This is a genomic window from Pseudoxanthomonas sp. GM95 (assembly GCF_900109775.1).
Classification (GTDB): domain Bacteria; phylum Pseudomonadota; class Gammaproteobacteria; order Xanthomonadales; family Xanthomonadaceae; genus Pseudoxanthomonas_A.
In genome coordinates this window covers 605,815-631,879 of record NZ_FOAX01000003.1, presented here as the reverse complement: position 1 = coordinate 631,879, position 26,065 = coordinate 605,815, and the positions used below count along the sequence as shown (strand labels likewise).

Annotated in this window: 27 protein-coding genes; 18 read left to right on the top strand and 9 right to left on the bottom strand. The window is 66.3% G+C overall.

Features of this window, described 5'->3' with window-relative positions:
* Positions 1 to 7: 7 nt before the first annotated feature.
* On the bottom strand, positions 8 to 811 hold the full coding sequence (locus BMZ17_RS17600; RefSeq protein WP_093141869.1) for an ABC transporter permease: 804 nt from the start codon (positions 809 to 811) through the stop codon (positions 8 to 10).
* Entirely contained in the window at positions 808 to 1,779 is a 972-nt protein-coding gene (locus tag BMZ17_RS17595) for an ABC transporter ATP-binding protein (RefSeq protein WP_093141865.1), read from the bottom strand. Before BMZ17_RS17595 ends, BMZ17_RS17600 begins: the two co-directional genes overlap by 4 nt.
* 140 nt (positions 1,780 to 1,919) lie before the next feature.
* Between BMZ17_RS17595 and BMZ17_RS17590 the strand changes: the two genes are divergently transcribed.
* The 7 genes from BMZ17_RS17590 (at position 1,920) to BMZ17_RS17560 (ending at position 7,409) form a co-directional block, all read left to right on the top strand.
* Positions 1,920 to 2,630 carry a ferredoxin--NADP reductase gene (locus tag BMZ17_RS17590; protein WP_093142381.1) on the top strand — a complete coding sequence of 237 codons (711 nt, stop codon included), beginning with the start codon at positions 1,920 to 1,922 and terminating at the stop codon, positions 2,628 to 2,630.
* Positions 2,631 to 2,726: 96 nt separating this feature from the next.
* A complete protein-coding gene (locus BMZ17_RS17585) occupies positions 2,727 to 3,089 on the top strand; it encodes a hypothetical protein (protein ID WP_093141861.1) in 363 nt (120 codons plus the stop codon).
* A gap of 19 nt (positions 3,090 to 3,108) precedes the next feature.
* Positions 3,109 to 3,744, top strand: coding sequence for a hypothetical protein (locus BMZ17_RS17580; RefSeq protein WP_139202998.1), 636 nt, complete (start codon positions 3,109 to 3,111; stop codon positions 3,742 to 3,744).
* Positions 3,741 to 3,935 (top strand): helix-turn-helix transcriptional regulator, encoded by a 195-nt coding sequence (locus BMZ17_RS17575; protein WP_093141852.1) that lies wholly within the window; start codon positions 3,741 to 3,743, stop codon positions 3,933 to 3,935. Before BMZ17_RS17580 ends, BMZ17_RS17575 begins: the two co-directional genes overlap by 4 nt.
* 92 nt (positions 3,936 to 4,027) lie before the next feature.
* The gene (locus BMZ17_RS17570; RefSeq protein ID WP_093141847.1) at positions 4,028 to 5,488 is read left to right on the top strand and encodes an alpha/beta hydrolase; all 1,461 of its coding nucleotides are present in this window, start codon (positions 4,028 to 4,030) and stop codon (positions 5,486 to 5,488) included.
* Complete coding sequence (locus BMZ17_RS17565; RefSeq protein ID WP_093141843.1) at positions 5,485 to 6,231, top strand: ABC transporter ATP-binding protein; 747 nt, start codon at positions 5,485 to 5,487, stop codon at positions 6,229 to 6,231. Before BMZ17_RS17570 ends, BMZ17_RS17565 begins: the two co-directional genes overlap by 4 nt.
* Positions 6,228 to 7,409, top strand: coding sequence for an ABC transporter permease (locus tag BMZ17_RS17560; protein ID WP_093141838.1), 1,182 nt, complete (start codon positions 6,228 to 6,230; stop codon positions 7,407 to 7,409). Before BMZ17_RS17565 ends, BMZ17_RS17560 begins: the two co-directional genes overlap by 4 nt.
* Before the next feature lie 138 nt (positions 7,410 to 7,547).
* Here the strand turns inward: BMZ17_RS17560 and BMZ17_RS17555 are convergent, their stop codons facing one another.
* The 5 genes from BMZ17_RS17555 to rpmH all read right to left on the bottom strand — a co-directional run bounded on the left by BMZ17_RS17555 (position 7,548) and on the right by rpmH (position 12,576).
* Entirely contained in the window at positions 7,548 to 8,570 is a 1,023-nt protein-coding gene (locus BMZ17_RS17555; protein ID WP_093141832.1) for an energy transducer TonB, read from the bottom strand.
* Between the two features lie 93 nt (positions 8,571 to 8,663).
* The gene (gene mnmE / locus BMZ17_RS17550) at positions 8,664 to 10,010 is read right to left on the bottom strand and encodes a tRNA uridine-5-carboxymethylaminomethyl(34) synthesis GTPase MnmE (RefSeq protein ID WP_093141826.1); all 1,347 of its coding nucleotides are present in this window, start codon (positions 10,008 to 10,010) and stop codon (positions 8,664 to 8,666) included.
* Between the two features lie 104 nt (positions 10,011 to 10,114).
* Positions 10,115 to 11,890: a membrane protein insertase YidC gene (yidC, locus tag BMZ17_RS17545; RefSeq protein ID WP_093141822.1), complete on the bottom strand. Its 1,776-nt coding sequence runs from the start codon at positions 11,888 to 11,890 to the stop codon at positions 10,115 to 10,117.
* 13 nt (positions 11,891 to 11,903) lie between these two features.
* Complete coding sequence (rnpA, locus tag BMZ17_RS17540) at positions 11,904 to 12,344, bottom strand: ribonuclease P protein component (protein ID WP_093141819.1); 441 nt, start codon at positions 12,342 to 12,344, stop codon at positions 11,904 to 11,906.
* A 91-nt stretch (positions 12,345 to 12,435) separates the two neighbouring features.
* Entirely contained in the window at positions 12,436 to 12,576 is a 141-nt protein-coding gene (gene rpmH / locus BMZ17_RS17535; protein ID WP_014162171.1) for a 50S ribosomal protein L34, read from the bottom strand.
* Between the two features lie 197 nt (positions 12,577 to 12,773).
* Between rpmH and dnaA the strand changes: the two genes are divergently transcribed.
* From dnaA to BMZ17_RS17480, 11 genes are all read left to right on the top strand, one after another.
* A complete protein-coding gene (gene dnaA, locus BMZ17_RS17530; RefSeq protein WP_093141816.1) occupies positions 12,774 to 14,111 on the top strand; it encodes a chromosomal replication initiator protein DnaA in 1,338 nt (445 codons plus the stop codon).
* Positions 14,112 to 14,406: 295 nt separating this feature from the next.
* Positions 14,407 to 15,510 (top strand): DNA polymerase III subunit beta, encoded by a 1,104-nt coding sequence (gene dnaN, locus BMZ17_RS17525; protein WP_093141812.1) that lies wholly within the window; start codon positions 14,407 to 14,409, stop codon positions 15,508 to 15,510.
* A 76-nt stretch (positions 15,511 to 15,586) separates the two neighbouring features.
* The gene (gene recF / locus BMZ17_RS17520; RefSeq protein ID WP_093141808.1) at positions 15,587 to 16,669 is read left to right on the top strand and encodes a DNA replication/repair protein RecF; all 1,083 of its coding nucleotides are present in this window, start codon (positions 15,587 to 15,589) and stop codon (positions 16,667 to 16,669) included.
* A gap of 127 nt (positions 16,670 to 16,796) precedes the next feature.
* Positions 16,797 to 19,265, top strand: a complete 2,469-nt coding sequence (gene gyrB, locus BMZ17_RS17515; RefSeq protein ID WP_093142377.1) for a DNA topoisomerase (ATP-hydrolyzing) subunit B — start codon at positions 16,797 to 16,799, stop codon at positions 19,263 to 19,265.
* Between the two features lie 15 nt (positions 19,266 to 19,280).
* Positions 19,281 to 20,123 (top strand): CPBP family intramembrane glutamic endopeptidase, encoded by an 843-nt coding sequence (locus BMZ17_RS17510; protein WP_093141803.1) that lies wholly within the window; start codon positions 19,281 to 19,283, stop codon positions 20,121 to 20,123.
* Between the two features lie 51 nt (positions 20,124 to 20,174).
* Entirely contained in the window at positions 20,175 to 20,987 is an 813-nt protein-coding gene (locus BMZ17_RS17505; protein WP_093141799.1) for a M48 family metallopeptidase, read from the top strand.
* Between the two features lie 149 nt (positions 20,988 to 21,136).
* Entirely contained in the window at positions 21,137 to 22,330 is a 1,194-nt protein-coding gene (locus BMZ17_RS17500) for a heme biosynthesis protein HemY (protein ID WP_093141794.1), read from the top strand.
* Between the two features lie 158 nt (positions 22,331 to 22,488).
* Positions 22,489 to 23,163 carry an energy transducer TonB gene (locus tag BMZ17_RS17495; protein WP_093141790.1) on the top strand — a complete coding sequence of 225 codons (675 nt, stop codon included), beginning with the start codon at positions 22,489 to 22,491 and terminating at the stop codon, positions 23,161 to 23,163.
* A 68-nt stretch (positions 23,164 to 23,231) separates the two neighbouring features.
* A complete protein-coding gene (gene exbB, locus BMZ17_RS17490; RefSeq protein WP_093141785.1) occupies positions 23,232 to 23,987 on the top strand; it encodes a TonB-system energizer ExbB in 756 nt (251 codons plus the stop codon).
* 44 nt (positions 23,988 to 24,031) lie between these two features.
* Positions 24,032 to 24,460: an ExbD/TolR family protein gene (locus tag BMZ17_RS17485; RefSeq protein WP_093141781.1), complete on the top strand. Its 429-nt coding sequence runs from the start codon at positions 24,032 to 24,034 to the stop codon at positions 24,458 to 24,460.
* Between the two features lie 3 nt (positions 24,461 to 24,463).
* The gene (locus BMZ17_RS17480) at positions 24,464 to 24,874 is read left to right on the top strand and encodes an ExbD/TolR family protein (protein ID WP_175485658.1); all 411 of its coding nucleotides are present in this window, start codon (positions 24,464 to 24,466) and stop codon (positions 24,872 to 24,874) included.
* Positions 24,875 to 24,981: 107 nt separating this feature from the next.
* On the opposite strand, the gene BMZ17_RS17475 is transcribed toward BMZ17_RS17480, so the two are convergent.
* Positions 24,982 to 25,761: a pyridoxine 5'-phosphate synthase gene (locus BMZ17_RS17475; protein ID WP_093141773.1), complete on the bottom strand. Its 780-nt coding sequence runs from the start codon at positions 25,759 to 25,761 to the stop codon at positions 24,982 to 24,984.
* Entirely contained in the window at positions 25,751 to 26,029 is a 279-nt protein-coding gene (locus tag BMZ17_RS17470; protein WP_093141769.1) for a hypothetical protein, read from the bottom strand. The genes BMZ17_RS17475 and BMZ17_RS17470 overlap by 11 nt, the downstream gene beginning before the upstream one ends.
* Positions 26,030 to 26,065: the final 36 nt, after the last annotated feature.

Genomic DNA, 26,065 nt, shown 5'->3' with positions numbered 1-26,065 from the left:
TGGAAGATCAGCTGCGCAGACCAACGCCGCGCTTGAGCAGCCACAGGCCCAGCGCGCCCAGCGCCACCACGAAGCCGATCATCAACGCGTAGGCGATCCACAGCGGCACGTCGCTGCTGCCCAGCAGGCCATAACGGAAGGCGTTGACCATGTAGAAGATCGGGTTGAGGTGGGTAGCCGCCTCGGCCCAGCCCGGCAGCAGCTTGACCGAATAGAACACGCCGCCCAGGTAGGTCAGCGGGGTCAGGATGAAGGTCGGCACGATGGCGATGTCGTCGAACTTGCGTGCGTAGGCCGCGTTGACGAAGCCGGCCAGCGAGAAGATCGTCGCGCCCAGCAGCACCGTGGTCAGCGTCACCAGCGGATGCGGCACGCGCACCGGGGTGAAGAACATCGCGATCACCAGCACGATCGCGCCCACCATCAAGCCGCGCAGCACCGCGCCGGCCACGTAACCCAGCAGGATCACCCAGTTGGGCATCGGGCTGACCAGCAGCTCTTCCACGTGGCGGCCGAACTTGGCGCCGAAGAACGACGAGCTGATGTTGCCGTAGCTGTTCTGGATGACGCTCATCATCACCAAGCCCGGCACGATGAACTGCATGTAGCTGTAGCCACCCATGTCGCCGACCTTGGAGCCGATCAGGCCGCCGAAGATCAGGAAGTAGAGCGTCATGGTGATCGCCGGCGGCACCAGGGTCTGGCCCCAGATCCGCAGGATGCGCGCCACTTCGCGGCGGGCGATGGTCCACAGCGCGGTGAGGTTGCGCTGGGTGTTGCTGGTGGTCGGCACCAGGGTCGGGTTGCTCATGCGGAAGCCTCCGTGGACGTGGCGGCGGGCGCGGCGATCATGCGCACGAACAGCTCCTCCAGCCGGTTGGACTTGGTGCGCATCGAGCGCACGCGGATGCCGGCAGCGGCCAGCGCCTCGAACACGCGGTTGAGGTCCATCGCCCGCGGCATGTCCAGGTCCAGCGTGTGCGGATCGGTGGCGATCAGCGTGGTGCCTTCGATCACCGGCAGCTCGGCCGGCAGCTCACCGTCGATGTCGAACAGGAAGCCTTCCACGTCCAGCTGGGCCAGCAGCGCGCGCATCGGGCCCTGCTGCACGATCCTGCCGTGGTTGATGATGGCCAGGTTGCGACACAGGCTCTCGGCTTCTTCCAGGTAGTGCGTGGTCAGGATGATCGTGGTGCCGGCGGTGTTGATCTCCTTGAGCGTCTTCCACATGCCGCGGCGGATCTCGATGTCCACGCCCGCGGTGGGCTCGTCCAGGATCAGCAGGCGCGGCCGGGTCATCATGGCGCGGGCGATCATCAGCCGGCGCTTCATGCCGCCGGACAGCGTGCGGCTCATCATGAAGGCCTTGTCCCACAGCTGGGCGCGCTTGAGTTCTTCCTCGGCGCGCGGGCCGGCCTCGTCGCGCGGGGTGCCGTAGAACCCGGCGTAGTTCACCAGGATGTCGTAGGGCTTCTCGAACAGGTTGAAGTTGATTTCCTGCGGCACCAGGCCGATCAGGCGCATCGCCGCATCGCGATGGGTGGCGATGTCCACGCCGAACACCTTGACCGAGCCGGAGGTCAGGTTCACCAGCGAGGAAATGATGCCGATGGTGGTGGACTTGCCGGCGCCGTTGGGACCGAGCAGGGCGAAGAAGTCGCCGGGTTCGACATCCAGCGAGACGCCCTTGAGCGCTTCGACGCCGTTGTCGTAGCGCTTCTTCAGGTCAACGATGGACAGCGCCGGCACGTTGCCGGCCGCCGCGGAAAGAGAAGTCATGATGGGCCTTTCGCGGGCGCCGGGGCCCGCATGACAAGCGATTGTCTATTATAGGCGCCCCGCCCTGCGCGCTTCGGGCATCAGAGCGTTCTACGCCCTTGGCCATCGTCCAGTTCCCGCTACAGCTCGTCGAACGCCGCATGATCGCCCCGACCGTGGGCCATTACGTCTTCCAGCGCAACGATGGCCAGCCGCTGGCCTTCATCGCCGGGCAGTTCCTGCAGATCCATTTCGACTACGCCGATGGCACCGCCACGCGGCGCAGCTATTCGATTGCCAACGTGCAGGCGGTGGATGCACCGGCCGAGACGACGGTGGAGATTGCGGTGAGCTATGTGCCGGGCGGCGCGGCGACGGCGCTGTTCGAAGCACTGGACATGGGCGATACCGTGCAGGCCAGCGGGCCGTTCGGCCGCTTCACCCTGCAGCCGAGCGATGCCAATGCGCGCTACGTGCTGGTCGCCACCGGCACCGGCGTCACGCCGTATCGCGCAATGCTGCCGGCGCTGGCCGCGCTGATCGATACGCGCGCGGTCGAAGTGGTGCTGCTGCAGGGCGCACGCACGCTGGGTGACCTGCTGTACCACGACGAATTTCGTGCGTTCGCCGACGCGCACCCGGGCTTTCGCTATCTGCCGTGCCTGTCGCGCGGCCTGCCCGACGATGCCCACCCGGACCTGCGCCACGGCTATGTCCAGCAGGCGCTGCCCGAGATCGCACCGGACCCGGCCCGCGAAATCGCCTACCTGTGCGGCAACCCGGACATGGTCGATGCCACGTTCGAGGCCTTGAAGAACGCCGGCCTCGGCCCGGCCCAGATCCGGCGCGAGAAGTACATCTCCAGCCGCTGAGAGCTCCAGGATCGCGCTTGTAAAGCACGCTTGACAGCGCGCGCTGATCACGCGCAGGATGATGTCAACTTTCCTTGACACGACAGTCCTCCGCGCATGATTCTCGGCATCACGCTCCATCTCCATCAAATCCTCGTCGGGCTTGCGCTTGCCGCCGGTGCCATCAAGCTTGCTTCGACGGGCTATCTGGTACGCCATGCGGCGCGCGCGCCGCAACTCATGCAGACCTCTCGTGGCGTGACCATCTCGCATGCCAGCAAATGGTCGGCGCTGGTGCTTGCTCTGGCCGTCTTCGTGGATGCGTGGCTGGATGGAAACCATGCAGATGCGCTGCGCTGGGGCGCCATGCTCGCCGGCGTCATCGTGCTGCTGCCGGTACTGATCCATCTGCGCCGGACCGGACGCTGGTACGGCGCAGCTCATTCGCTCCTGCGCCTCTGGCGCAGGAATGCCTCCTGACACCTTTATGGACAAGACCATGAACGACACGCGCACGCCGCGCTCGCTGCGCTGGCGCCTGCTTTTGATCGGCGCCTTCGTCCTGGCGACCGCATTATTGGGGCTGGTGCCAGGTCTACTGCCACAGCTCAGCCAGGCCCATCAGCGCGTCCTGCAAGGCATGGCCCTCGGCGCGGGCGGAACACTCGCGGTTTTCCTGCTCCTCCTCGCCATCCCGGTGGTACGCAACGCCTACTTCCAGCTGCTCGAAGTCCGCGAACAGGACATCTTCCGCGACAAGCGCATCCTGTGGCTGGCCGGGATCGCCCTGGTGCTTTACCTCGCAACGCTGGCGTTGGCCCATTGGGCCATGCCAACAAACGCTTCGCCCGCGCTGGTCATCGCCATCGGCCTCTTGCCCATCCTGGCGGTGACGCTCTACAGCGCGTCCATCGTGCTGCACCTGCGCCAGTTGGACGAATTGATGCGCAAGATCGAGCTTGAAAGCTGGGCGCTGGCAACACTCGTGGTCTCGCAGGGGTACTTGGTGGCCTGGGTCGTGATGCAGGCAGGACTTGTCCATATCGACGCCAGCCTTGCGCTGCTATCGCTGGGTGTCTGGTTGCTGATCGTTCGTACTGGCTTTTACGTCTGGTTGATGCGGCGCTACCTGTGAACAGCCGCGTGCGCGAACTGCGCGAAGTGCAGGGCTGGTCGCAGGCCACGCTGGGCGAGCGCCTGGGCGTGTCGCGCCAGACCATCAATTCCATCGAAACCGGCAAGTACGACCCCAGCCTGCCGCTGGCCTTCCAGATCGCGCGGCTGTTCGGCGAGCCGATCGAGGCGATCTTCCTGTTCGAAACGTAATCGGCCGCCCTGCCTTCGGTCACATCCGCATGGCAGGTCCGTCATGTCAGCATCCACGTAGGAAATACCGCTGTCCTTCAAGGAGTTCCGTCATGCAGCAACGTTGGTTGTTCCCCGCCCTGCTCCTGGCCGCCTGCGCGCCAGCGGCCCAGGCGCGCTCGTTGGGGACGCTCGATTTCAAACCGTGCGCGCTCAGCGCGCCGCTTTCGACCGGGGTCGTGCAGGCGCAGTGCGCCACGCTAACCGTGCCGGAAAATCCCAAGGCCCCGGACGGCCGCAAGATCGACCTGCGCATCGGCTGGATCCCGGCCGGGCGCGATGACGCGGCCGAGCCCGATCCGGTGTTCATGATCGCCGGCGGCCCGGGCCAGTCGGCGCTGGACAGCTATCCGCAGGTGCAGCCGGCCTTCGCCGAGGTGGTGAAGAAGCGCAACGTCATCCTGGTCGACCAGCGCGGCACCGGCGGCTCAAACCCGCTGCAATGCGCCAACCCGGCCGAAGGGATGGACGCCGATTCGGCTCAGGCCGCCAGCGACTACGCGCGCGGCTGCATGGCGCAACTGCAGAAGAAGGCCGACCTGCGCTTCTACACCACCGGCGAAGCCATCGCCGACCTGGACACCGTGCGCCAGGCACTGGGCGCGGAGAAGGTCGACCTGGTCGGCGTGTCCTACGGCACGCGCGTGGCCCAGCAGTACGCGGCCACCTATCCGCAGCACACCCGCGCGATCGTGCTCGATGGCGTGGCGCCCAACACGCTGGTGCTGGGCAATGAGTTCGCCCAGAACCTGGAGCAGGCACTGGACCTGCAGTTCGGCCGCTGCGCCAAGGACCCGGCCTGCACGCAGAAGCTCGGCGATCCGCGCCAGCGCCTCAACGCGCTGATGGCCACGCTCAAGGACAAGCCGCCGGTCGTGAACTTCCGCGACCCGGCCACTGGCGAGGCCAAGCAGGAAACCCTGCATGCCGGCGATGTCGCGATGCTGGTGCGCATGTCGGCCTACCTGCCGCTGATGACGGCCACCCTGCCGCTGCAGTTTTCCGAAGCCGCGCAGGGTCGCTACGACACCCTGGCCGCGACCGCCAACATGATCGGCGGCTCACTTGCCGATGCGATGGCGATGGGCATGCAGCTGTCGGTGATCTGCGCCGAGGACGGCAGCGAGCTGAAGACCGACCCCGCACAGGACGGCTCGCTGCTGGGCAATGCCGTGATCGACGGCTTGAAGGCGCAGTGCGCGGTGTGGCCCAAGGGCACGCGCGCGGCTGACTTCCGCAAGCCGCTTTCGACCAACGTGCCGACCCTGTTGCTGAGCGGCGAGTTCGATCCAGTCACCCCGCCACGCTACGGCGATGAAGTGGCCAAGGCGCTGCCGAACGCGCGCCACCTGGTGCTGCGCGGCCAGGGCCACAACGTCATCGCGGTGGGCTGCACGCCGCAGCTGCTGGGCAAGTTCCTGGATGGACTGGACCCGAAGGCGCTCGACGCCAAGTGCCTGGACAAGCTGACCTACACGCCGCCTTTCACCGGCTTCTACGGATGGGACCCATGATCGCCCTGCAGAATCTCCACAAGACCTTCAAGACCAAGAAGAGCGAGGTCAAGGCCGTCAGTGGCGTGGACTTCACCGCAGCCGATGGCCAGATCACCGGCCTGCTTGGCCCCAACGGCGCCGGCAAGACCACCACCCTGCGCATGCTCTACACGCTGATGCAGCCCGATGCGGGCCAGGTGCTGATCGATGGCGTCGACGTGGCGACCAACCCCGAAGCCGCGCGCCGCGCGCTGGGCGTGCTGCCTGACGCACGCGGTGTGTACAAGCGCCTGACCGCGCGCGAGAACATCGCCTACTTCGGCCAGCTGCATGGCCTGGACAAGGCGACGATCGATGCGCGTACCGAGCGTCTGGTGCAGGCCCTGAACATGCAGGACTTCATCGACCGCCGCACCGAAGGTTTCAGCCAGGGCCAGCGCACCAAGACCGCGATTGCACGGGCGCTGGTGCACGACCCGCGCAACGTGGTGCTGGACGAACCCACCAACGGCCTGGACGTGATGACCACGCGCGGCTTGCGCGAATTCCTCAAGCAGCTGCGCGGCGAAGGCCATTGCGTGGTGTTCTCCAGCCACATCATGCAGGAGGTCGCCGCGCTGTGTGACCGCATCGTGATCATCGCCAAGGGCACCGTCGTGGCTGCCGGCACCGCCGACGAACTGCGTGCGCACTATGGCGAGGAGAACCTGGAAGACGCCTTCGTCAAGGCGATCGGTTCCGAGGAGGGCCTGCTGGCATGAACAGCCTGAAGACCCTCTCCGTCGTGATGCGCAAGGAACTGAAGGATCTGTTCCGCGACCGGCGCACGGTGTTTCTGTCTCTGGCGCTAGGGCCGATCCTGCTGCCGCTGTTGCTGGTCGGCATCTTCACCCTGACCGAGAACCGCATCCGCGACCTCTCGGAAAAGCCGCTGGAGCTGCCGGTGATCGGCAAGGACAACGCGCCCAACCTGATCGCCTGGCTGGAAGGCCAGAACGTCACCATCAAGGACGCGCCCAAGGACATCGCCGCCGCCATCGCCGACCAGAAGGAAGACGTGGTGCTGCGCATCGGCGATGACTACGCCGAGAAGTGGCGCAAGAGCGAGCCAGCCCCGGTCGAAGTGCTGAGCGATAGCACGCGGCAAAACGCGGAAGTGCCGGTCAAGCGCGTGCAGGCCTTGTTGCAGGCCTACAGCGGACAGGTCGGTGCGCTGCGTTTGCTCGCTCGTGGCGTGAGCCCGGCCACGATGGCCCCGCTGCAGGTGCGGCAAACCGACATGGCCTCGGAAGAAGCCAAGCGCGGCCGCCTGGTCGGCGTGTTGCTGCCTTACCTGCTGATCCTCAGCGCGTTCATGGGCGGCGCCTACCTGATCATGGATGCCACCGCCGGCGAGCGTGAACGCCAGTCGATGGAACCGCTGCTGGCCACGCCGGCCGCACGCGGCGCCATCGTCAGCGGCAAGGTCGCCGCGGCCTGCGCGGTGGCGTTGCTGTCACTGGCCTTCACTCTGCTGATGTTCAAGCTCACCGCGGTGATCTCGCCGACCGTGGGCCGGCAGATGTCGGTGAGCTTCACCACGATCGCGCTGCTGCTGCTGATCCTGATGCCGATGGTGTTCATCGGCACCACGCTGCTGACCTTCCTGTCGGCCACGGCCAAGAGCATGAAGGAAGCGCAGAGCCACATGAGCTATCTCATGCTGCTGCCGATGCTGCCCTCGATCATCCTGATGGTGAATCCGGTCAAGACCCAGCTGTGGCAGTTCGCCGTACCGTTCCTGGCGCAGAACCAGCTGATCCTCAAAGTCGTCCGCGGCGAAGCCATCGACCCGGTGCAATGGGTGATCTATCTGGCGGCGAGCTTCGGGCTGTCGGGTCTGATGTGGTTCCTGGCGGTGCGTCGTTATCGCGGCGAGCAGCTGGCGATTTCGGGCTGAGTGGGTTGTCGACTCTTTCGACACGGAAACAAAGAAGGGCCGGCATTGCCGGCCCTTCTTCTTTGTTTCTTCTGTGGGAGCCGCTTCAGCGGCGATGGCGGTTCCCGATCGCCACTGCAGCAGTCCGCTGCTTGCGAATCAGCCCGGATTGAACGCGATCGTGCGGCGCGTGGTGCTGACCGAGCCGGTCGGCTCGAACTTCCAGCGCTTCACCGCCGTCAATGCCGCGCGATCAAACACACGCGGCGGCGAGGCTTCGACCACGCGCGCATTGGTGACGTCGCCATCGCCGCCGATGGTGATTTCCACGACGACCTGACCGCTGGTGCTCGCACGCAGCGCATCCATCGGATAACGCGGCGGCGGGGCGCTCAGCAAGCGCCGTTCGCCGGAGCTGGAAGCGGCCGGGGCAGCAGGTGCCGGAGCCGGCGTTTCTGCGACCGGGGCCGGGCGCTCGGCCGGTGCCTGGCGTGGCGGCGCGGCGGCCGCCGCCGGACGCGCGGCTTCGGCGCGGGCCGCTTCGCGCTGCTGGGCGGCAAGCGCATCGGCAGCTTGCTTCTGCTGGGCCGCCTGTTCGGCCACGCGCTGGACTTCCTTGGTCTTGGCGTCGGCCGCGGCCTTGGCCTTGCTCGCCTCGTCGGTGGTCTGCTGCGCCAGCAGCTTCTCGCCACCGGCAATCGCGGCGCTCAACCGCGGCAGTGCCGGCGCCTTGGGATCGGCCTTGGTGATCAGGGCCTGCAGGCGCTTGGCTTCCTCGAAATCCTTGCGGCCGATGCTCTGTTCGGCGGCGATCACCGTATACGGCATCAGGTCGGTCAGCGCGCTGGTGGTGGCCGGATCGTCGGGCTGCTTGTCGCGCAGCGCCAGGTAGTACTCCATCGCGTTGTCGCCGCCGGGGGCGTAGATCCGGTTCTGGCCCAGCGCCTTGTTGGCGGCGGCGCGCAGGTCGTCGGCGCTCATGGCCTGGACGCTGGCGGCCACGGCCGGCTTGGGTGGGGTGTCGGCGGCCACGGCCTGGGCTGCGGTGGCAGGGTCGGTCGGAGTGCCGGTGGCGGCGCCGTCGGTGGTGGTCTCAGCTTGCTTGGGTGAACAGGCCGCCAGCAGACCCAGCAGCGCGAGCGCTGCCACAGGCCGCAACGCGGTCAGTGAGTGCTTGGACATCTGGTTGTTTCCCCTGGGTGAGCATTTCTTGACGAATGCCTGTAACCGCAAAGTCACGGAATTCGCCAGGTCTTGTCAACAGGCGACAGGCGCCTACTTGCCGATACAGAACGTCGAGAAGATCCGCCCCAGCAGCGCATCCGGCGAGATCTTCCCCGTGATCTCTCCCAGCGCGTCGTGGGCGAGCCGCAATTCTTCGGCAGCCAGCTCAAGCGTATCGTGATCGATCTCGCGTTTTGCGAGGTCCAGATGCGCCAGCGCCTGTTCCAGAGCCAGCACATGGCGAGCGCGGGCGGAGAACTCGCCCTCGGCCGACTCCACCGCTTCGCCGGTGACCAGCGCCTGCAGCCGGGCCAGCAGCGCCGCAATCCCGGCGCCGGTGCGGGTGGAGATGCCCAGCGCCTCGCCCGGCACGGCGTGGTCGGCCGGCAGCAGGTCGGTCTTGTTGTGCAACCAGAGCTGACGCGTGCCGGAATCGAGCACGCCGGCGACGGAAGCCTGGCCGGCTTGCGGATCGCGCGCGTCAACCATCACCAGCGCCACGTCCGCGCGCTGCAGTTCGTCACCGGCGCGGCGCATGCCCTCGCGTTCGATCGCATCACCGCCCTCGCGCAGGCCGGCGGTGTCGACCAATGTGAGTTCGAGGCCATCGACACGGATGGTCTCGTGCAAGGTGTCGCGGGTGGTGCCGGCCACGTCGGTGACGATCGCGCGCTCGCGCCCGGCCAACGCATTGAGCAACGAACTCTTGCCCGCGTTCGGCGGGCCGACGATCACCACGTGCAAGCCATCGCGCAGGCGCCGACCGCGTTCGGCGTCGGCCAGCAGCGTGGTCAGGCCGGCACGCAGTTCGACCAGGCCGGCGCGCACCGCGGCACCGCCGAGCGTGTCCAGCGGTTCGTCGGCGAAATCGATCGCCGCCTCCACGTGGACCCGCAGCCGCACCAGTTGCTCGGCCGCGGCTTCGACCCGGCGTGAGAACACGCCGTCCAGCGAACGCCGCGCCGCGCGCGCCGCACGTGCATCGCCAGCGGCGATCAGGTCGGCGATGGCCTCGGCCTGGGCCAGGTCGAGCTTGCCGTTGAGGAAGGCGCGCTCGGAAAACTCACCAGGCCGTGCTGCGCGCGCACCCAGCGCACAGGCACGCGCGACCAGCGTGCGCAGCACGACCGGACTGCCGTGTGCCTGCAGCTCGACCACGTCCTCGCCGGTGAAGCTGGCCGGCGCGACGAAGGCCAGCGCGATGCCGTCGTCGATCACCTTGCCCTCGCCATCGACGAAGCGCGCATAGCGCGCCTGCCGCGGCGGCAACATGCCCGCGCCCATCGCCGCAGCAATCGCCAGCGCCTGCGGTCCGGACAGGCGCACGATGCCCACGCCGCCGGCGCCGGCGGCCGTGGCCACCGCGGCGATGGTGTCGCGCTCGTTCGAAGGGGACATGGCGTGCTCCGCAGGTGGTGACGAGCGGCCTGTTACCAGGGCCGCGCAAACGAAAACCCGCCTTGCGGCGGGCTTCGTTGAATCTTAGGCGATGTGGCCCGGGCTTACTTGCCCTTGCCCTTGGACGGCAGATCGTCCTTGGTATGGCCCTTGCCGTCGGTCTCGGGCTTGGCCAGCACCGGCTGGCCGTGGATGCGGCCCATCCACCACTGCTGCAACAGGCTCAGGCTGCCGTTGGTGACCCAGTACAGGACCAGGCCGGCCGGGAAGAAGGCCATGGTCACGCCGAAGATCAGCGGCATGAACTGCATCATCTTGGCCTGGGTCGGATCCATGCCGACGTTGGGCGAGAGCTTCTGGGTGAGGAACATCACCGCCACGTTCAGCACCGGCAGGATGAAGAACGGGTCACGCGCGGTCAGGTCCTGGATCCACAGCATCCACGGCGCCTGGCGCAACTCGACCGATTCGTTGAGCACCCAGTACAGGCACAGGAAGATCGGCATCTGGATCAACGTCGGCAGGCAGCCGCCCATCGGGTTGATCTTCTCCTTCTTGTACAGCTCCATCATCGCCTGCTGCAGCTTGGCGCGGTCTTCGCCGTAACGCTCCTTCAGCTGCGCCATGCGCGGCTGGAAGCGGCGCATCTTGGCCATCGACTTGTACTGGGCCGAGGACAGCGGGAACAGCACCAGCTTGACCACCACCACCAGGCCGATGATCGACCAGCCCCAGTTGCCCAGCAGGTCATGCAGGTGGCTCAGGATCCAGAACAGGCCAGAACCGATCACCGCCAGCGGCGCGAAACGGCTGTAGTCCACCGCGCTATCCAGGCCCGGGATGGCCGAGGCCTTGATCGCCTTGACCAGCTTCGGGCCGACCCACAGGCGCGCATCTGTCGCCGTGGTCTGGCCCGGCGCGACGGTGAGGCTGGGGCCGGTTTCGCTGACCAGGTAACGCTGGGTGCCGCCGATGGTGCGCTCGTCCAGCGAGACCTTGGTCGGCTGCTTCGCATCGGGCACCCAGGCGCTGAGGAAGTGATGCTCCAGCATCGCTGCCCAGCCACCGGTGGTGTCCTGGTTGAGCTTGCCGTCTTCCAGGTAGTCCTTGTCGAACTTGCGGCGCTCATAGGCACCGGCCGCGGTGCGCCAGGCGGCGCCGACCAGGCTGAAGGCATGCGGGTTGGTGAAACCGCCCTTGACCGGCGGCGGCGGCACGCGTTCCAGCTGGCGGTAGACCACCGCGGTCCACGGCGCAGCGCCGGTGTTGGTGACCTGGTCGGACACGCCGACCAGATACTCGCCGCGCTTGACGGTGAAGGTGCGCACGATGCGCACGCCGTTGCCTTCCCACACGAACGGAATGCTCAGGCTGGCCTGCCCGGCGGTCAGCGCGTAATCGCGCTGCGGCTGCTCGGGACGGAACACCGCGCTCTGGTCCGGCGCCGCACCGCTCTGGGCGATGTAGGCCAGGCCGGCGGTGTAGAGCTGGGCCGGGTCTTCGTTGAACAGTTCGACCGGCGGCGCGCCGGCGTCACGGGTCTGCGGGTACTGCAGCAGCTGGGCGCGCAGCACCTTGCTGCCATCGATCACCAGCTTGAGCGTATCGGTGCTGACGGTGACCTTGGTGCCCTGCACGGCCGGCGCGGCGGCCGCCGAGTTCGACGGCGCGGTGGTCTGGTCGGCGACAGTGGCCGACGGCGAGGCCAGGCCTTCGGCGCTGGGCACACCGCTGCCCTGGTCGGGCGTGCTGGACGTGGTGGCGGCGGCAACCGGCGTGGCGGGCTGGTCCTGGGCGGTCTTCCACTTGCCCCACTCCATCCACAACAAGGTCGCCACCATCAGCCAGGCGAAAAACAGGAAAACACGGGTCTGGTTCATCAGGCAGGCAGTCTCAGCCGGTCAAAGCATTCGGCGTGGAAAGGGAGGAAGGAGGCGGCACGGGCGCGGGGCGCATTGTGCCGTCGGCGCCCGGAGGGGGCAACGCACCGGCACGGACCAGCAGGCCGTGGAAGGCCGCGCGAAGCTGTTCGGACGAGGCCGAACCCGCGGCAGGCCGAGCCACCAGGACGTAATCGCCGCCGGGCAGCTGGCCGCGCAGGTGACGGAACACATCGCGCAGGGTGCGCTTGATCCGGTTGCGGCCCACGGCGTGCTTGTCGACCTTGCGCGAGACGGCAAGGCCCAGGCGCGCGCCCTCGCCACCGGCGGCCCAGTGCAGAGCGAGCATCGGGGCTGCAGTGCGACGTGCGGTGTCGAACACCCGCGCGTACTCGGCCGACGTCCGCACGCGGGCGGATCGGGGGAACGACAAAACGGGCATTTCAGGGCTCATGGCACGACAAAGCCCGCACCGTTGTGTGGCGCGGGCTTGGTGTGCAGACGCATTGCGATGTCAAAGCCGCGCGCGGGGCGCGGCGATGGCATCAGGCGCAGAGCGTCTTGCGGCCCTTCGCGCGGCGACGGGCGAGGATCTTGCGGCCGTCAGCAGTCTTCATGCGGGCACGGAAACCGTGGTCGCGCTTGCGCTTGAGGTTGCTGGGCTGGTAGGTGCGCTTGGTGGCCATGGGGCGCTCTCAGGCGGTTGCGGTGGAAAGAACCGGAAATTCTACGGGGCCATGTTTTGCCGAGTCAAGTGGGGGTTGTGGATGGAACTGTGGATGACCCGTGGGCCACCGGTGCATCGTGGTACCCTGCGCGGCCCTTTTTCCCATGTGCCACGCCGGTTTTTCCGTGACGGCGGGCTGGATGACCGATTCCCCAAATGGATGCCTGGCCCCGCTGCCTAGAACGCCTGGAAGCCGAATTACCGGCTGAAGATGTCCACACCTGGCTCAAGCCGCTGCAGGCCGAACAACGTCCCGACGCGGTCGTGCTGTACGCGCCCAACGCCTTCATCGTCGACCAGGTGCGCGAACGCTACCTGCCGCGCATCCGCGAGTTGCTGGATCATTACGCCGGGCTGGACCAGGTCTCGCTGGCGGTCGGTTCGCGCGCCAAGGCGCCTGACGCCGCGCCGATTGGTGGGGCGCCCGCCTCGCTGGGCACCACCGCCACCGCCGCGCCGATCGAGCCGTTTGCCGGCAACCTGGATACGCACTACACCTTCGACAACTTCGTCGAAGGCCGCAGCAACCAGCTGGGCCGCGCCGCGGCCTGGCAGGCGGCGCAGAAGCCCGGCGATCGCGCCCACAACCCGCTGCTGCTGTACGGCGGCACCGGCCTGGGCAAGACCCACCTGATGTTCGCCGCCGGCAACGAGCTACGCCGGCAGAACCCGGCCGCGCGCGTGCTGTACCTGCGCTCGGAGCAGTTCTTCAGCGCGATGACCAAGGCACTGATCGAGCGCTCGATGGACCAGTTCAAGCGCCGCTTCCAGCAGGTCGACGCGCTGCTGATCGACGATATCCAGTTCTTCGCCGGCAAGGACCGCACCCAGGAAGAGTTCTTCCACACCTTCAACGCGCTGTTCGACGGCCGCCAGCAGATCATCCTGACCTGCGACCGTTATCCGCGCGAGGTCGAGGGCCTGGAGCCGCGACTGAAGTCGCGCCTGGCCTGGGGCCTGTCGGTGGCGATCGATCCGCCGGATTTCGAGACCCGCGCGGCGATCGTGCTGGCCAAGGCGGCCGAGCGCGGGACCAACATCCCCGATGACGTGGCCTTCCTGCTGGCCAAGAAGATGCGCTCCAACGTGCGCGACCTGGAAGGGGCGCTCAACACGCTGGCCGCACGCGCCAACTTCCTGGGCAAGGCGATCACGCCGGAGTTCGCCCAGGAAACCCTGCGCGACCTGCTGCGCGCCCAGCAGCAGGCCATCGGCATCCCCAACATCCAGAAGACCGTGGCCGACTACTACGGCCTGCAGATCAAGGACCTGCTCTCCAAGCGCCGCACGCGCTCGCTGGCCCGTCCGCGCCAGGTCGCCATGGCCCTGACCAAGGAACTGACCGAGCACAGCCTGCCGGAGATCGGCGACGCCTTTGCCGGGCGCGACCACACCACCGTGCTGCACGCCTGCCGCCAGATCCGCACGCTAATGGAGTCCGACGGCAAGCTGAAGGAAGACTGGGACAAGCTGATCCGCAAATTGAGCGAGTAAGAACGCGCCCGATCACCGGGTCAGGTGGATATGCTGTGCAGCGGGGCCGGGACGTGAACAACCGGTGGGCCACCAGGGCGACAAGCTGTGGATAAGAGGTGGATCAATCCAGGCGCCAAAATTGTCCACAGCTTTTCCCGCAAGACGCGACCAACCTATGCACCGGGTTTGAAGCGAAAAAAATACATATAAAACAGTTGGTTATGCGCGTTTTCCCGCAATTTGCGCCCTACCATCACCACCAGCTTTTAAGATTTATACACTTCTAAAAACATAGAGCACCGGGACACACACGATGCGTTTCAGCCTGCAGCGAGAAGCTTTCCTCAAACCCCTGGCGCAAGTGGTCAATGTGGTGGAACGTCGACAGACGCTCCCCGTGCTGGCCAATTTCCTGGTTCAGGTGCAGAACGGTCAGCTCTCCCTGACCGGCACCGACCTGGAAGTGGAGATGATTGCGCGCACTGCGATCGAAGACGGCCAGGACGGCGAAACTACGATCCCGGCCCGCAAGCTGTTCGAAATCGTGCGCGCCCTGCCCGACGGCAGCCGGATCACGGTCAGCCAGACCGGCGACAAGGTCAGCGTGGCCGCCGGACGCAGCCGCTTCACCCTGGCCACCCTGCCGGCCAACGATTTCCCGTCGGTCGATGAAGTCGAAGCCAGCGAGCGCGTGACCGTTCCGGAAGCGGCCCTGAAGGAGCTGATCGAGCGCACCGCGTTCGCGATGGCCCAGCAGGACGTGCGCTATTACCTCAACGGCCTGCTGTTCGACCTGCGCGATACCGCGCTGCGCTGCGTGGCCACCGACGGCCACCGCCTGGCGCTGTGCGAATCGGGCCTGGAGACCGGTGGCAGCCTGACCAAGCGCCAGATCATCGTGCCGCGCAAGGGCGTGACCGAGCTGCAGCGCCTGCTGGAAGGCGGCGAGCGCGTGCTGGAGCTGGAAGTCGGCCGCAGCCACATCCGCGTCAAGCGCGACGATGTCACCTTCACATCCAAGCTGATCGACGGCCGTTTTCCGGATTACGAAGCCGTGATCCCGATTGGCGCGGACATCGAAGTGAAGCTGGACCGCGAAGTGCTGCGCGCCGCCCTGCAGCGCGCCGCGATCCTGTCCAACGAGAAGTACCGCGGCGTGCGCGTGGAACTCTCGCCCGGCCAGATGAAGATCAGCGCCCACAATCCGGAGCAGGAAGAAGCGCAGGAAGAGATCGAAGCCGACACCAAGGTCGACGGCCTGGCGATCGGCTTCAACGTGAACTACCTGCTGGATGCGCTCTCGGCGCTGCGCGACGAGCACATCGTGATCCAGCTGCGCGACGCCAACTCCTCGGCGTTGGTGCGCGAAGCCAGCAGCGAGCGTTCGCGCCATGTGGTCATGCCGCTGCGTCTCTGACGTTTCAGGCCTGTTCCACGTGAAACACACGCAACGCCCGGATTCGTCCGGGCGTTGTCGTTAGGGAAACCACGCAATGCATGTGACACGACTGACGGTGGGTGGCCTGCGCAGGTTTGCCCAGGTCGAGATCGACCCACAGCCCGGTTTGAATCTGATCACCGGCGACAACGGCGCCGGCAAAACCAGCCTGCTTGAGGCGTTGCACCTGATGGCCTGGGGCCGCAGCTTCCGTGGACGCGTGCGTGACGGCTTGATCCGCACGGGCTCGGATGCCGTGGAAGTCTTCGTCGAATGGCGGGAAGGCCAGGAGGCACGCGTCCGTCGCGCGGGCCTACGCCACAGCGGCCAGGCATGGACCGGCCGGCTGGACGGTCAGAACGTCGGCCAACTGGGCGATCTGTGTGCGGCGCTCGCCGTGGTCAGTTTCGAGCCCGGGAGTCATGCCCTGGTGACGGGAAGCGGAGAACCCCGCCGCCGTTACCTCGATTGGGGCCTGTTCCACGTGGAACAGGACTTTCTATCGGTCTGGCGCCGCTACAACCGCGCGCTCAAGCAGCGTAATGCGCTACTGAAGTCCGGCGGTGGCGGCCAGCAGCTCGATGCCTGGGATGCGGAGTTGGCCGACTCCGGCGAAGCGGTGACCTGGCATCGGCAGGCCTACCTTGATCGCCTCCAGAACCAGCTTCAGGAGGTCGCCGAGGCGCTGGTCCCGATGCTTGGCCGCGCCCAGCTGGAGTTTTCGCCCGGCTGGCGACGGCAGGAGCTGTCGCTGGCCGATGCGCTGCTGGTCTCGCGCGACCGTGACCGCCAGTTTGGCCATACCGGCGTGGGCCCGCACCGCGCGGACTGGCGGGTGGAGTTCAGCACCCTGCCCCAGCGCGAAACCCTCTCGCGTGGACAGGCCAAGCTCACCGCCCTCTCCTGTCTGCTCGCCCAGGCTCAGGATTACGCCGCCCAACGTGGCGAATGGCCGGTGGTGGCGCTGGACGACCTCGCGTCCGAGCTCGACCAGCGCCATCAGGCCGGCGTGCTGGCTCGGCTGATGCAGACCGGTGCCCAGGTCTTCGTCACCGGCACCGAAGCGCCGACAGCGCTGATCCAGACGCCGCCACAGGCATGGTTCCACGTGGAACACGGCGCAATCGCGCGCCGCTGAGCGCGCCGGACCCGCCAAGGGGCCTGAAAGGGCCGCGGTGCTATAATTTCGGCTTCCTTTCAAGCGCCGTTGGCTGCCGCGATTCCTTTCGCAGCGCGCCCCGGCCGTGCAGGCGATCGACACGCGAATGACCGACGAGACCACCCCGGCAACCCCCGGCCAGAACGGCAACTACGACGCCAACAGCATCACCGCCCTGGAAGGCCTGGAGGCGGTCCGCAAGCGTCCCGGCATGTACATCGGCGACGTGCATGACGGCACCGGCCTGCACCACATGGTCTTCGAAGTGGTCGACAACTCGATCGACGAGGCCCTCGCCGGCCACGCCGACAGCGTCGTGGTCACGATCCACGGCGACGGCTCGGTCTCGGTATCCGACAACGGCCGCGGCATCCCGACCGGCAAGCACGCCCAGATGAGCGCCAAGCTCGGTCGCGAGGTCTCCGCGGCCGAGGTGGTGATGACCATCCTCCACGCCGGCGGCAAGTTCGACGACAACAGCTACAAGGTTTCCGGCGGCCTGCACGGCGTGGGCGTCAGCGTGGTCAACGCGCTGTCGCAGAAGCTGCTGCTGGATATCTTCCAGGGCGGCTTCCACTACCAGCAGGAATTCAGCAACGGCGCCGCGGTCGCGCCGCTGAAGCAGCTCGGCACCAGCACCAAGCGCGGCACGACCCTGCAGTTCTGGCCATCGGTCACGGCTTTCCACGACAACGTCGAGTTCCACTACGACATCTTGGCCCGCCGCCTGCGCGAGCTGTCGTTCCTCAATTCCGGGGTCAAGATCGTCCTGGCCGACGAGCGCGGCGAAGGCCGTCGCGACGATTTCCACTACGAAGGCGGCATCGCCAGCTTCGTCGAGCACTTGGCCAAGGCCAAGAATCCGCTGCACCCGCACGTGATCTCCGTGGTCGGCGAGCACAACAACATCGTGGTCGACGTAGCCCTGCAGTGGACCGACGCCTACCAGGAAACGATGTACTGCTTCACCAACAACATCCCGCAGAAGGACGGCGGTACCCACCTGGCCGGCTTCCGCGGCGCCCTGACCCGCGTGTTGAGCAACTACATCGAGCAGAGCGGCATCGCCAAGCAGGCCAAGGTCAGCCTGACCGGCGACGACATGCGCGAAGGCATGATCGCCGTGCTCTCGGTCAAGGTGCCCGACCCCAGCTTCTCCAGCCAGACCAAGGAAAAGCTGGTCAGCTCCGACGTGCGTCCGGCCGTGGAAAACGCCTTCGGCACGCGCCTGGAGGAGTTCCTGCAGGAGCATCCGAACGAAGCCAAGGCCATCGCCGGCAAGATCGTCGACGCCGCCCGCGCGCGTGAAGCCGCGCGCAAGGCCCGCGACCTGACCCGCCGCAAGGGCGCGCTGGACATCGCCGGCCTGCCCGGCAAGCTGGCTGACTGCCAGGAGAAGGATCCGGCGCTGTCCGAGCTGTTCATCGTCGAGGGTGACTCGGCCGGTGGCTCGGCCAAGCAGGGCCGCAACCGCAAGAACCAGGCCGTCCTGCCGCTGCGCGGAAAGATCCTCAACGTGGAACGCGCGCGCTTCGACCGCATGCTGGCTTCGGACCAGGTCGGCACGCTGATCACCGCGCTGGGCACCGGCATCGGCCGCGACGAGTACAACCCTGACAAGCTGCGCTACCACCGCATCATCATCATGACCGACGCGGACGTGGACGGTTCGCACATCCGCACCCTGCTGCTGACCTTCTTCTACCGGCAGATGCCGGAGCTGATCGAGCGCGGCCATGTCTATATCGGCCTGCCGCCGCTGTACAAGCTCAAGCAGGGCAAGCAGGAGCTGTACCTGAAGGACGACTTGGCGCTCAACGCCTACCTGGCCAACAGCGCGGTCGAAGGCGCCGGTCTGATCCCGGCCGCCGGCGAACCGGCGATCGCCGGCGAAGCGCTGGAAAAGCTGCTGATCCTGTTCGCCAACGCACGCGACACGATCGGCCGCAACGCGCATCGCTACGATTCGGCGTTGCTGGAAGCGCTGATCGATGCCGCGCCGGTCGATGCCCTGGCCACACTGTCCGACGACGCCTTGCGCGCCGAGCTGACCACGCTGGAAGGCGCGCTCAATAGTGCGAGCATCGGTAGTCCCCGTTACGTTCTGGAACTGCAGCACGCCAACGACCAGCGTCCGGCCGCCCTGCTCGCCCATCGCCGCCACATGGGCGAGGAACTGACTCAGGTGCTGCCGCTGTCGGCGTTTGAGACCGGCGAACTGCGCTCCCTGCGCGAAGTGGCCGCCCAGCTGTACGGCCTGGTGCGCGAAGGCGCCCAGATCCAGCGCGGCACCCGCAGCCAGGAGATCCGCAACTTCGCCCAGGCCCAAGCCTGGCTGCTGGAGGAGGCCAAGAAGGGCCGCCAGATCCAGCGCTTCAAGGGCCTGGGTGAAATGAACCCAGAACAGCTGTGGGAAACCACGGTCAATCCCGAGACCCGCCGCATGCTGCAGGTGCGGATCGAGGATGCGGTGGCTGCCGACCAGATCTTCAGCACGCTGATGGGCGATGTGGTGGAGCCGCGCCGCGACTTCATCGACGCCAACGCGCTGAAGGTCTCCAACCTCGACATCTGAGGACGCCCGGCGCGCATGGAAGTCGCTGCCGTGGCCGAACCGCCCGGGCAACCGCTGGCCCCCTCGCCGGCCGCGCCGCTGCCGCTGGGCCGGGCGTTGCGCCGTTTCGGCCTGGAGCTGCTCATCGTCGCCGGCCTGTTCGCCCTGCTCTCGCTGCTGGGCGGCCTGGCCTGGGGTGCGTGGCGCGGCGTGGAACTGGCCTTGAACGGCGCGCCGACCGATCAGCCTAAAGCCATCATGCAGGCGGTCGGCACGCCCGGTCCGCTGGCGACGATGGCCCTGAGCCTGATCAGCGTCGGTGGCACCGCCCTGCTGGCGATGCTGTGGCGCGCGCCGCCCCGCCGTGACGAACGCCAGCTGTCGCGCGCCTCGCTGCGCAGCCCGGCGACCTGGCTGCTGGCCGCCTTCACCGGCGTAGTGGTGATCACCTGCAGCATCATCGTGTCGCAGCTGGCTGCGGCCATGCAGGAGACGCTCGACCCCTCCAACATGAGCCTGGTGCGCGGCACGCTGGAAAACCATCCGCTGCTGCTGCTGACCTTCGCCGTGGTCGCCGCGCCGGTCTACGAAGAAGTCCTGTTCCGCCGCGTGCTGTTCCGCCGGCTCTGGCGCGATGGCTGGCCGGTGCTGGGCGCGGTGCTGAGCGGATTGATGTTCGCCTTCATGCACGAAATGCCGTTCGTGGGCGACAAAACCCTGATGACCCAGCTGCCGCTGTGGGCCGTCTATACCTGCATGGGGGTGGCCTTTGCCTGGGTGTACCGGCGCACCGGTTCGCTGGGCGCGTCGATCGTGGCGCACGGGCTCAACAACGCTTTTGCCATCGGCATGATGATGGCGTTCGGGGTGACGACCTGAGCGGCGTGGCTTGACGAAAAGTTCATGGTTTTTGTGTCAACACTGACACCAATGAAGCCTTCCGCCCGCCGCCTCGTCCCTGCCCTCGCCGCCAGCCTGATCGCCGTGCTGGTCGCCAGTTGCGCGACGACAACGTCCTCCACCGGCCGTCGCCAAAACGTCGGCGCCGTGTCCCAGCAGCAGCTCGACCAGCTCGGCGCGCAGGCCTTCGCCGAAGCCAAGCAGAAGCAGAAGGTCAGCAGCGATCCCAAGCAGAACGCCTACGTGCGCTGCGTGGTCACCGCCTTGGTGGCGCAGCTGCCGGCCGAACAGCGCTCGATCTCGTGGGAAACGGCCGTCTTCATCGATGACGAGGCCAACGCCTTCGCACTGCCCGGCGGCAAGGTCGGCGTCAACACCGGCATGTTTCCCGTGGCCAAGAGCCAGGACCAGCTGGCTGCGGTGATCGGCCACGAAATCGGCCACGTCATCGAGCGCCATTTCGACGAGCGCATCACCAACCAGGTCCGTACGTCGCAGGCACTCGCGCTGCTGGGTGCGCTGGCCGGCGATTACGGTTCGCTGGTCTCGCAAGGCGGCGGCATCGCCGCCAACACCGGCTTCCTGCTGCCCAATTCGCGGCGCCAGGAAACCGAAGCCGACGAGGTCGGGCAGCGTCTGATGGCCCAGGCAGGATTTGATCCCCGTCAGGCGGTCAATCTTTGGCAGAACATGCTGTCCGCTGGCGGAAGCCGTCCGCCACAATGGCTCTCGACACATCCCGATCCGCAGGCGCGTATCCGCGAACTGCAAGGACGCGCAGGCGCGTTGGTGCCGACCTGGGAAGCGGCGCGCGCCGCCGGCCGGACGCCACGCTGCAGCTGATCGCAGGATGTGCACATTCGTCGCACCGGGACAACGAAATCCGTACACATTGTTAAGACGATTCTGCTAGTTTCGCCGACCCGGTCTCCCATTGACCTGTTGTTCAGCCCCCCGCACTCACGTACGACCGATTCCGCAAGAGGTGATCCATGTTGTTGCGCAGCCCCAAGCATGCCCTGCTCTCCCTGGCCATCATCGGCCTGCTCGCCGGCACCGTTTCGGTAGAAGCCTCGGCACAGCAGACGCGTGAACGCGCCGACAAGAAGAAGGGTGGCGAATCGAAGCAGGAAGTGCTGTACCCGAACGCCACGCGCCAAGCGCCGGAGACCAAGAACTCCCGCAAGATCGCGCCCAAGGCCGAGAAGATGATCAAGGCCTACAACGATCAGGATTGGGCCAAGGCACGCGCAGATGCCGATGAAATCATCGCCAGCCCCGACGCCAACGATTACGACAAGGCCCTGGCTTCGCAGATCGCCTCGCAGGCCGCCTACAGCACCGACGACGAAGCAGGCACCGTCGCGTACCTCAAGCAGGCCATCGCGCTCAACGCGCTGGACAACAACGGCCACTACCAGGCGATGTTCATGCTGGCCCAGCTGCAGCTGCAGGCCGAGCAGTATCCCGAAGGCCTGGCCACGCTGGACAAGTACCTCAGCGAAACCAAGTCGACCAAGCCCGAAGACCTCGCCCTGAAGGGCCAGGCGCTTTACCAGGCCGAGCGCTACGCCGAGGCGATCCCGCCGCTGAAGGAAGCCATCGCCGCCACGCCCGAGCCCAAGGCGCAGTGGGTGCAGGTGCTGATGGCCAGCTATGAAGCCAACAACCAGGGCGCCGAAGCCCAGGCGCTGGCCGAGCAGCTCGCCGCCAAGTCGCCCAACGACAAGAACGCGCAGATCAACCTGGCCGTGATGTATTCGCAGAACGACCAGAAGGACAAGGCCGCGGCCGTCCTGGACAAGCTGCGCGCCTCGGGCCAGCTGACCGAGGAGAAGGAATACCGCCAGCTCTACGCGACCTACAGCAACATGGAAGGCCAGGAAAAGAACACCATCGCGGTGATCAACGAAGGCCTGCAGAAAAATATCCTCAAGCCGAACCTCGAGGTGTATCAGATCCTCGCTCAGGCGTACTACTATTCAGAGCCGCCTCAGATTCCGCAGGCGATCGAGGCCTGGCAGAAAGCGGCCCCGATGGACACCACCGGCGAGACGTACCTCAATCTCGCGCGTGTCCTGATGCAGGAAGGGCGTCCAGCCGAGGCCAAGAAGGCCGCTCAATCGGCGCTGGACAAGGGCGTGAAAAAACCGCAGGACGCGAAAACGATTCTTGGCTCCAAGTAATCGTTTGAAATCGTTTTCTTAGCAGTGGATAACTGCTGGAATCGCAACAAAGGATTGGGTTAAGCTGGGGATTCCCCTGCACTTCTGCAGTGGAATCCAACCGAACCGACATCGGCGTGCACCACCGCACGCCCCGTTTCCATTGAGTCCACTGGCGCATGACTGAACAACTTGTCATCAATCGCTACAGAGAGCAGGAAGCCCCCACAGGGCTCAACTGGTCCCGCATCATTGGCTTCGCATTCGTTATCGCGTTGCACGTTGCGGTGTTCCTGCTTCTGTTGATTCCCGCTGTCGCACCTCCGGCGCAGAAGGAGGAGGAACAGAAGATGCTGGTTCAGATCGTCGACCCGCCGCCGCCTCCCCCGCCGCCGCCGCCGCCGCCGCCGAAGCAGGACACGCCGCCGCCGCCGGTGAAGGAACTGTCCCCGCCCAAGCCGACGCCGGTTCCGCCGCCGCCGGAAGCGCCGCCGGTGGACGTGCCGGATCCGCGTCCGGTCGATACCTACACGCCGCCTGCCCCGCCCTCGCCGCCTGCTCCGACCCCGGACATCGGCGCCAGCGTGGACATCTCGTCGAAGAACATGAATCCGCCGCGTTATCCGCCGTCGGCCGCCCGCGCCGGCGTCGAAGGCACGGTGATCCTGATCATCGACGTCGATGCCAGCGGCAACGTCACCAACGTCTCGGTCGAAAAATCCAGCCGTAATCGCGATCTCGACCGCGCCGCGATGGAAGCAGCACGCAAGTGGCGCTTCAACCCCGGTAAGTCCGGCTCCCAGAGTGTCGCAGGCCGCGTACGCGTCCCCGTCGACTTCAGCATGGGCGGCTGACCCGGACCTGTTTCACCCAATAAGCGTCACCTAACCTCTCCACCAAATTTCCAACAAAGGTAAGCGTCATGCTGCAGGAAACTCTGATCGCCGCCGCCGCGGGAGGCACCAACGCCGCCGCTGCTCTGAACCAGATGGGCTTCTCCCACCTGATCTCCGAAATGACCAGCAAGCCGGGCGCCTTCGTCGTGTCCTGGGCCGTGCTGCTCACCCTGGTGATCATGTCGGCGGCCTCCTGGTACTGGACCATCGTCAACATCATCAAGGCCGTGCGTCTGCGTTCGCAGGCCGACCGCGTCACCAGCGCCTTCTGGGAAACCAACAATGCGCAGGACGCCATCCGCATCATGGAAGAGCAGCCGCGCAACGAGCCGTTCTCTAAGATCGCTCTGGACGCTGCCCAGGCGGCTGCCCACCACCAGCGCGCTGAAGGTTCCAACGCCGGTGAAGGCCTGAGCCGTTCGGAATTCGTCGACCGCGCCCTGCGCCAGGCCGTCACCCGCGAAAGCACCAAGGTGCAGTCGGGCATGATCCTGCTGGCCACCGTCGGTGCGACCGCGCCGTTCGTGGGTCTGCTGGGTACGGTGTGGGGCATCTACGGCGCCCTGATCCGCATCGGCGCCACCGGTAACGCCGGCATCGACGCCGTGGCCGGCCCGGTGGGTGAAGCGCTGATCATGACCGCTATCGGTCTGTTCGTCGCCATCCCGGCCGTGTTTGCGTACAACTTCTTCAACAAGTTGAACTCCACCACGATCGCCAAGTTCGATACGTTCGCGCACGACCTGCACGACTTCTTCGCGACCGGCGCCCGCGTGCGCTGATCCGTAGATAACGAACTCATCGACTAGAAGCATCCGGAGGCCGTATGGCATTCAGTAGCGGGGGCGGCAGTGGCGGCCCCATGGTAGACATCAACGTGACGCCCCTCGTGGACGTCATGCTGGTGCTGCTGATCATCTTCATCATCACCACGCCGCTGATGTCGCAGAAGGTCAAGGTGCAGTTGCCGGAAACCACGTTCGTCCCGAACCAGGACGAACTGGCCAAGCGCGCGCCGCCGATCAATATCGCGGTGCAGGAAGACGGCTCGATCTATTGGAACGACGAACCGGTGACCAAGGACGTCCTGGAGTCGCGCCTGTCATCAGCTGCCCAGCAGACGCCGCAGCCGTCGTTGAACCTGCGTGGCGACAAGACCACCAAGATGTCCACCATCAACGAGATCACGCGCATCGCGCAGGGTCAGGGCATGTTGGACGTCGGCTTTGTCTCCACCAAGCAGAAGGGGCAGTAACTCATGGCCTTTAGTAGTGGTGGTGGCAAGGGCGCCATGTCCGAGATCAACGTGACCCCGTTGATCGACGTCATGCTGGTGCTGTTGATCATCTTCATCGTGACCGCGCCGATCATGACGTATCCGATCGACGTGGCGCTTCCGCAGCGTTCGCCGACTCCGCCGCCGACGCAGGAACCGCCGCCGCCGATCGATCTGCGGATCGACGCGTCCAACACGGTGTACTGGAACAACAACCCGGTGGCCGTCAGTGCACTGCAGAGCATGATGGAGAACGAGGTCCAGAAGGACCCGACCAATCAGCCGCAGCTGCGCATCGACGCAAACCCGGACTCGCAGTACGAAACCATGGCCCGTGTGCTGGCTTCTGCGAAGAACGCACAGATGCTCAAGATCGGTTTCATGCAGCAGTAATCGATCCACGCATTGATTGAAAGACAACGCCGCCCAATGGGCGGCGTTGTTGTATGCGCGATCGGGTGAATGAAGTGCGGCGCTGAATCTGCGAAGGCCGAAAACGGTCAGCCTTTTTGCACGCCTGCGATGATGTCCAGGTAGCGGCGCACCGTCGTTTCCAGGCCGTCGTACAGCGCCTCGGACATCAGCGCGTGGCCGATCGAGACCTCCTGCACGTTGGGCACTTCGGTGAGGAACAGGACCAGGTTTTCCTGGCTGAGGTCGTGTCCGGCGTTGACGCCCAGGCCGATGGCTTCGGCGCGTGCGGCGGTTTCGCGGAACAGTGCGACGGCCTCCTGCGGATTGCCCGCCGCCCACGCGGCCGCATACGGGCCGGTGTACAGCTCGATGCGATCGGCGCCCATCGCCAAGGCGGTGGGCAAGCCCGTGCAGCCGGCATCGACGAACAGGCTCACGCGGCAGTTCCAGGCCTTGAGCTGGCGCACCAGCGGCGCGAGGCGAAAGCTGTCGCGATCAAAATCAAAGCCGTGATCGGAGGTCAGCTGATCGTCCGAATCGGGCACCAGCGTGACCTGTGCCGGGCGCACCCGCTCGCACAGATCCAGCAGACCCGGATAGCCCACGCGCGGCGGTGCGAAGGGGTTGCCTTCGACATTGAGTTCCACGTGGTATTGCGCGGTCAGTTCTGCCAACGCGACCACGTCCTCGGCGGTGATGTGGCGGCGGTCCGGACGCGGGTGCACGGTGATGCCCTGGGCACCGGCCGAGAGGCAGGTGCGCGCCGCACGCAGGACATCGGGCTCCAAGCCGCCACGCGAATTACGCAGCACCGCGATCTTGTTGACGTTGACGCTGAGCGCGGTCGGTGCGGCCTCAGATACCATCGCGCGGCTCCTGCGATGCGGTGGGCGACTGGTGTTCGGCGGCCTTGCGTGCGGCGGCCTGCTCGCGCAGCCGATGCAGTTCCACCGGGTCGATCATGCCGCGGCCGCTGGTGTCGCTGCTGCCGGCGCGGGCCGAATACCAGCCCATGATCCAGGCGATCAACAAGGCCAGCGCGGCAAGCAGGCTGACCACCATCAAGGCCATCGACGTCGTGCGCAGGGCCACGGCCATCGCGGCCAGCGACATCAGCAGGAAAAGCCAGTACATAAGGCGCTCGTCCAGGAAGGAGACGCCGCCGATTCT

Bases quoted from the DNA above. Each gene is read 5' to 3' on its own strand.
- BMZ17_RS17475 (WP_093141773.1), bottom strand. From the start codon at position 25,761: ATGGTATCTGAGGCCGCACCGACCGCGCTCAGCGTCAACGTCAACAAG.
- BMZ17_RS17565 (WP_093141843.1), top strand. From the start codon at position 5,485: ATGATCGCCCTGCAGAATCTCCACAAGACCTTCAAGACCAAGAAGAGC.
- BMZ17_RS17560 (WP_093141838.1), top strand. From the start codon at position 6,228: ATGAACAGCCTGAAGACCCTCTCCGTCGTGATGCGCAAGGAACTGAAG.
- BMZ17_RS17495 (WP_093141790.1), top strand. From the start codon at position 22,489: ATGACTGAACAACTTGTCATCAATCGCTACAGAGAGCAGGAAGCCCCC.
- BMZ17_RS17510 (WP_093141803.1), top strand. From the start codon at position 19,281: ATGGAAGTCGCTGCCGTGGCCGAACCGCCCGGGCAACCGCTGGCCCCC.
- BMZ17_RS17555 (WP_093141832.1), bottom strand. From the start codon at position 8,570: ATGTCCAAGCACTCACTGACCGCGTTGCGGCCTGTGGCAGCGCTCGCG.
- dnaN (WP_093141812.1), top strand. From the start codon at position 14,407: ATGCGTTTCAGCCTGCAGCGAGAAGCTTTCCTCAAACCCCTGGCGCAA.
- exbB (WP_093141785.1), top strand. From the start codon at position 23,232: ATGCTGCAGGAAACTCTGATCGCCGCCGCCGCGGGAGGCACCAACGCC.
- BMZ17_RS17585 (WP_093141861.1), top strand. From the start codon at position 2,727: ATGATTCTCGGCATCACGCTCCATCTCCATCAAATCCTCGTCGGGCTT.
- rnpA (WP_093141819.1), bottom strand. From the start codon at position 12,344: ATGAGCCCTGAAATGCCCGTTTTGTCGTTCCCCCGATCCGCCCGCGTG.
- BMZ17_RS17580 (WP_139202998.1), top strand. From the start codon at position 3,109: ATGAACGACACGCGCACGCCGCGCTCGCTGCGCTGGCGCCTGCTTTTG.
- rpmH (WP_014162171.1), bottom strand. From the start codon at position 12,576: ATGGCCACCAAGCGCACCTACCAGCCCAGCAACCTCAAGCGCAAGCGC.
- mnmE (WP_093141826.1), bottom strand. From the start codon at position 10,010: ATGTCCCCTTCGAACGAGCGCGACACCATCGCCGCGGTGGCCACGGCC.
- BMZ17_RS17470 (WP_093141769.1), bottom strand. From the start codon at position 26,029: ATGTACTGGCTTTTCCTGCTGATGTCGCTGGCCGCGATGGCCGTGGCC.
- BMZ17_RS17505 (WP_093141799.1), top strand. From the start codon at position 20,175: ATGAAGCCTTCCGCCCGCCGCCTCGTCCCTGCCCTCGCCGCCAGCCTG.
- BMZ17_RS17600 (WP_093141869.1), bottom strand. From the start codon at position 811: ATGAGCAACCCGACCCTGGTGCCGACCACCAGCAACACCCAGCGCAAC.
- BMZ17_RS17480 (WP_175485658.1), top strand. From the start codon at position 24,464: ATGGCCTTTAGTAGTGGTGGTGGCAAGGGCGCCATGTCCGAGATCAAC.
- recF (WP_093141808.1), top strand. From the start codon at position 15,587: ATGCATGTGACACGACTGACGGTGGGTGGCCTGCGCAGGTTTGCCCAG.
- BMZ17_RS17590 (WP_093142381.1), top strand. From the start codon at position 1,920: ATGATCGCCCCGACCGTGGGCCATTACGTCTTCCAGCGCAACGATGGC.
- gyrB (WP_093142377.1), top strand. From the start codon at position 16,797: ATGACCGACGAGACCACCCCGGCAACCCCCGGCCAGAACGGCAACTAC.
- BMZ17_RS17500 (WP_093141794.1), top strand. From the start codon at position 21,137: ATGTTGTTGCGCAGCCCCAAGCATGCCCTGCTCTCCCTGGCCATCATC.
- BMZ17_RS17595 (WP_093141865.1), bottom strand. From the start codon at position 1,779: ATGACTTCTCTTTCCGCGGCGGCCGGCAACGTGCCGGCGCTGTCCATC.
- BMZ17_RS17570 (WP_093141847.1), top strand. From the start codon at position 4,028: ATGCAGCAACGTTGGTTGTTCCCCGCCCTGCTCCTGGCCGCCTGCGCG.
- dnaA (WP_093141816.1), top strand. From the start codon at position 12,774: ATGGATGCCTGGCCCCGCTGCCTAGAACGCCTGGAAGCCGAATTACCG.
- yidC (WP_093141822.1), bottom strand. From the start codon at position 11,890: ATGAACCAGACCCGTGTTTTCCTGTTTTTCGCCTGGCTGATGGTGGCG.
- BMZ17_RS17485 (WP_093141781.1), top strand. From the start codon at position 24,032: ATGGCATTCAGTAGCGGGGGCGGCAGTGGCGGCCCCATGGTAGACATC.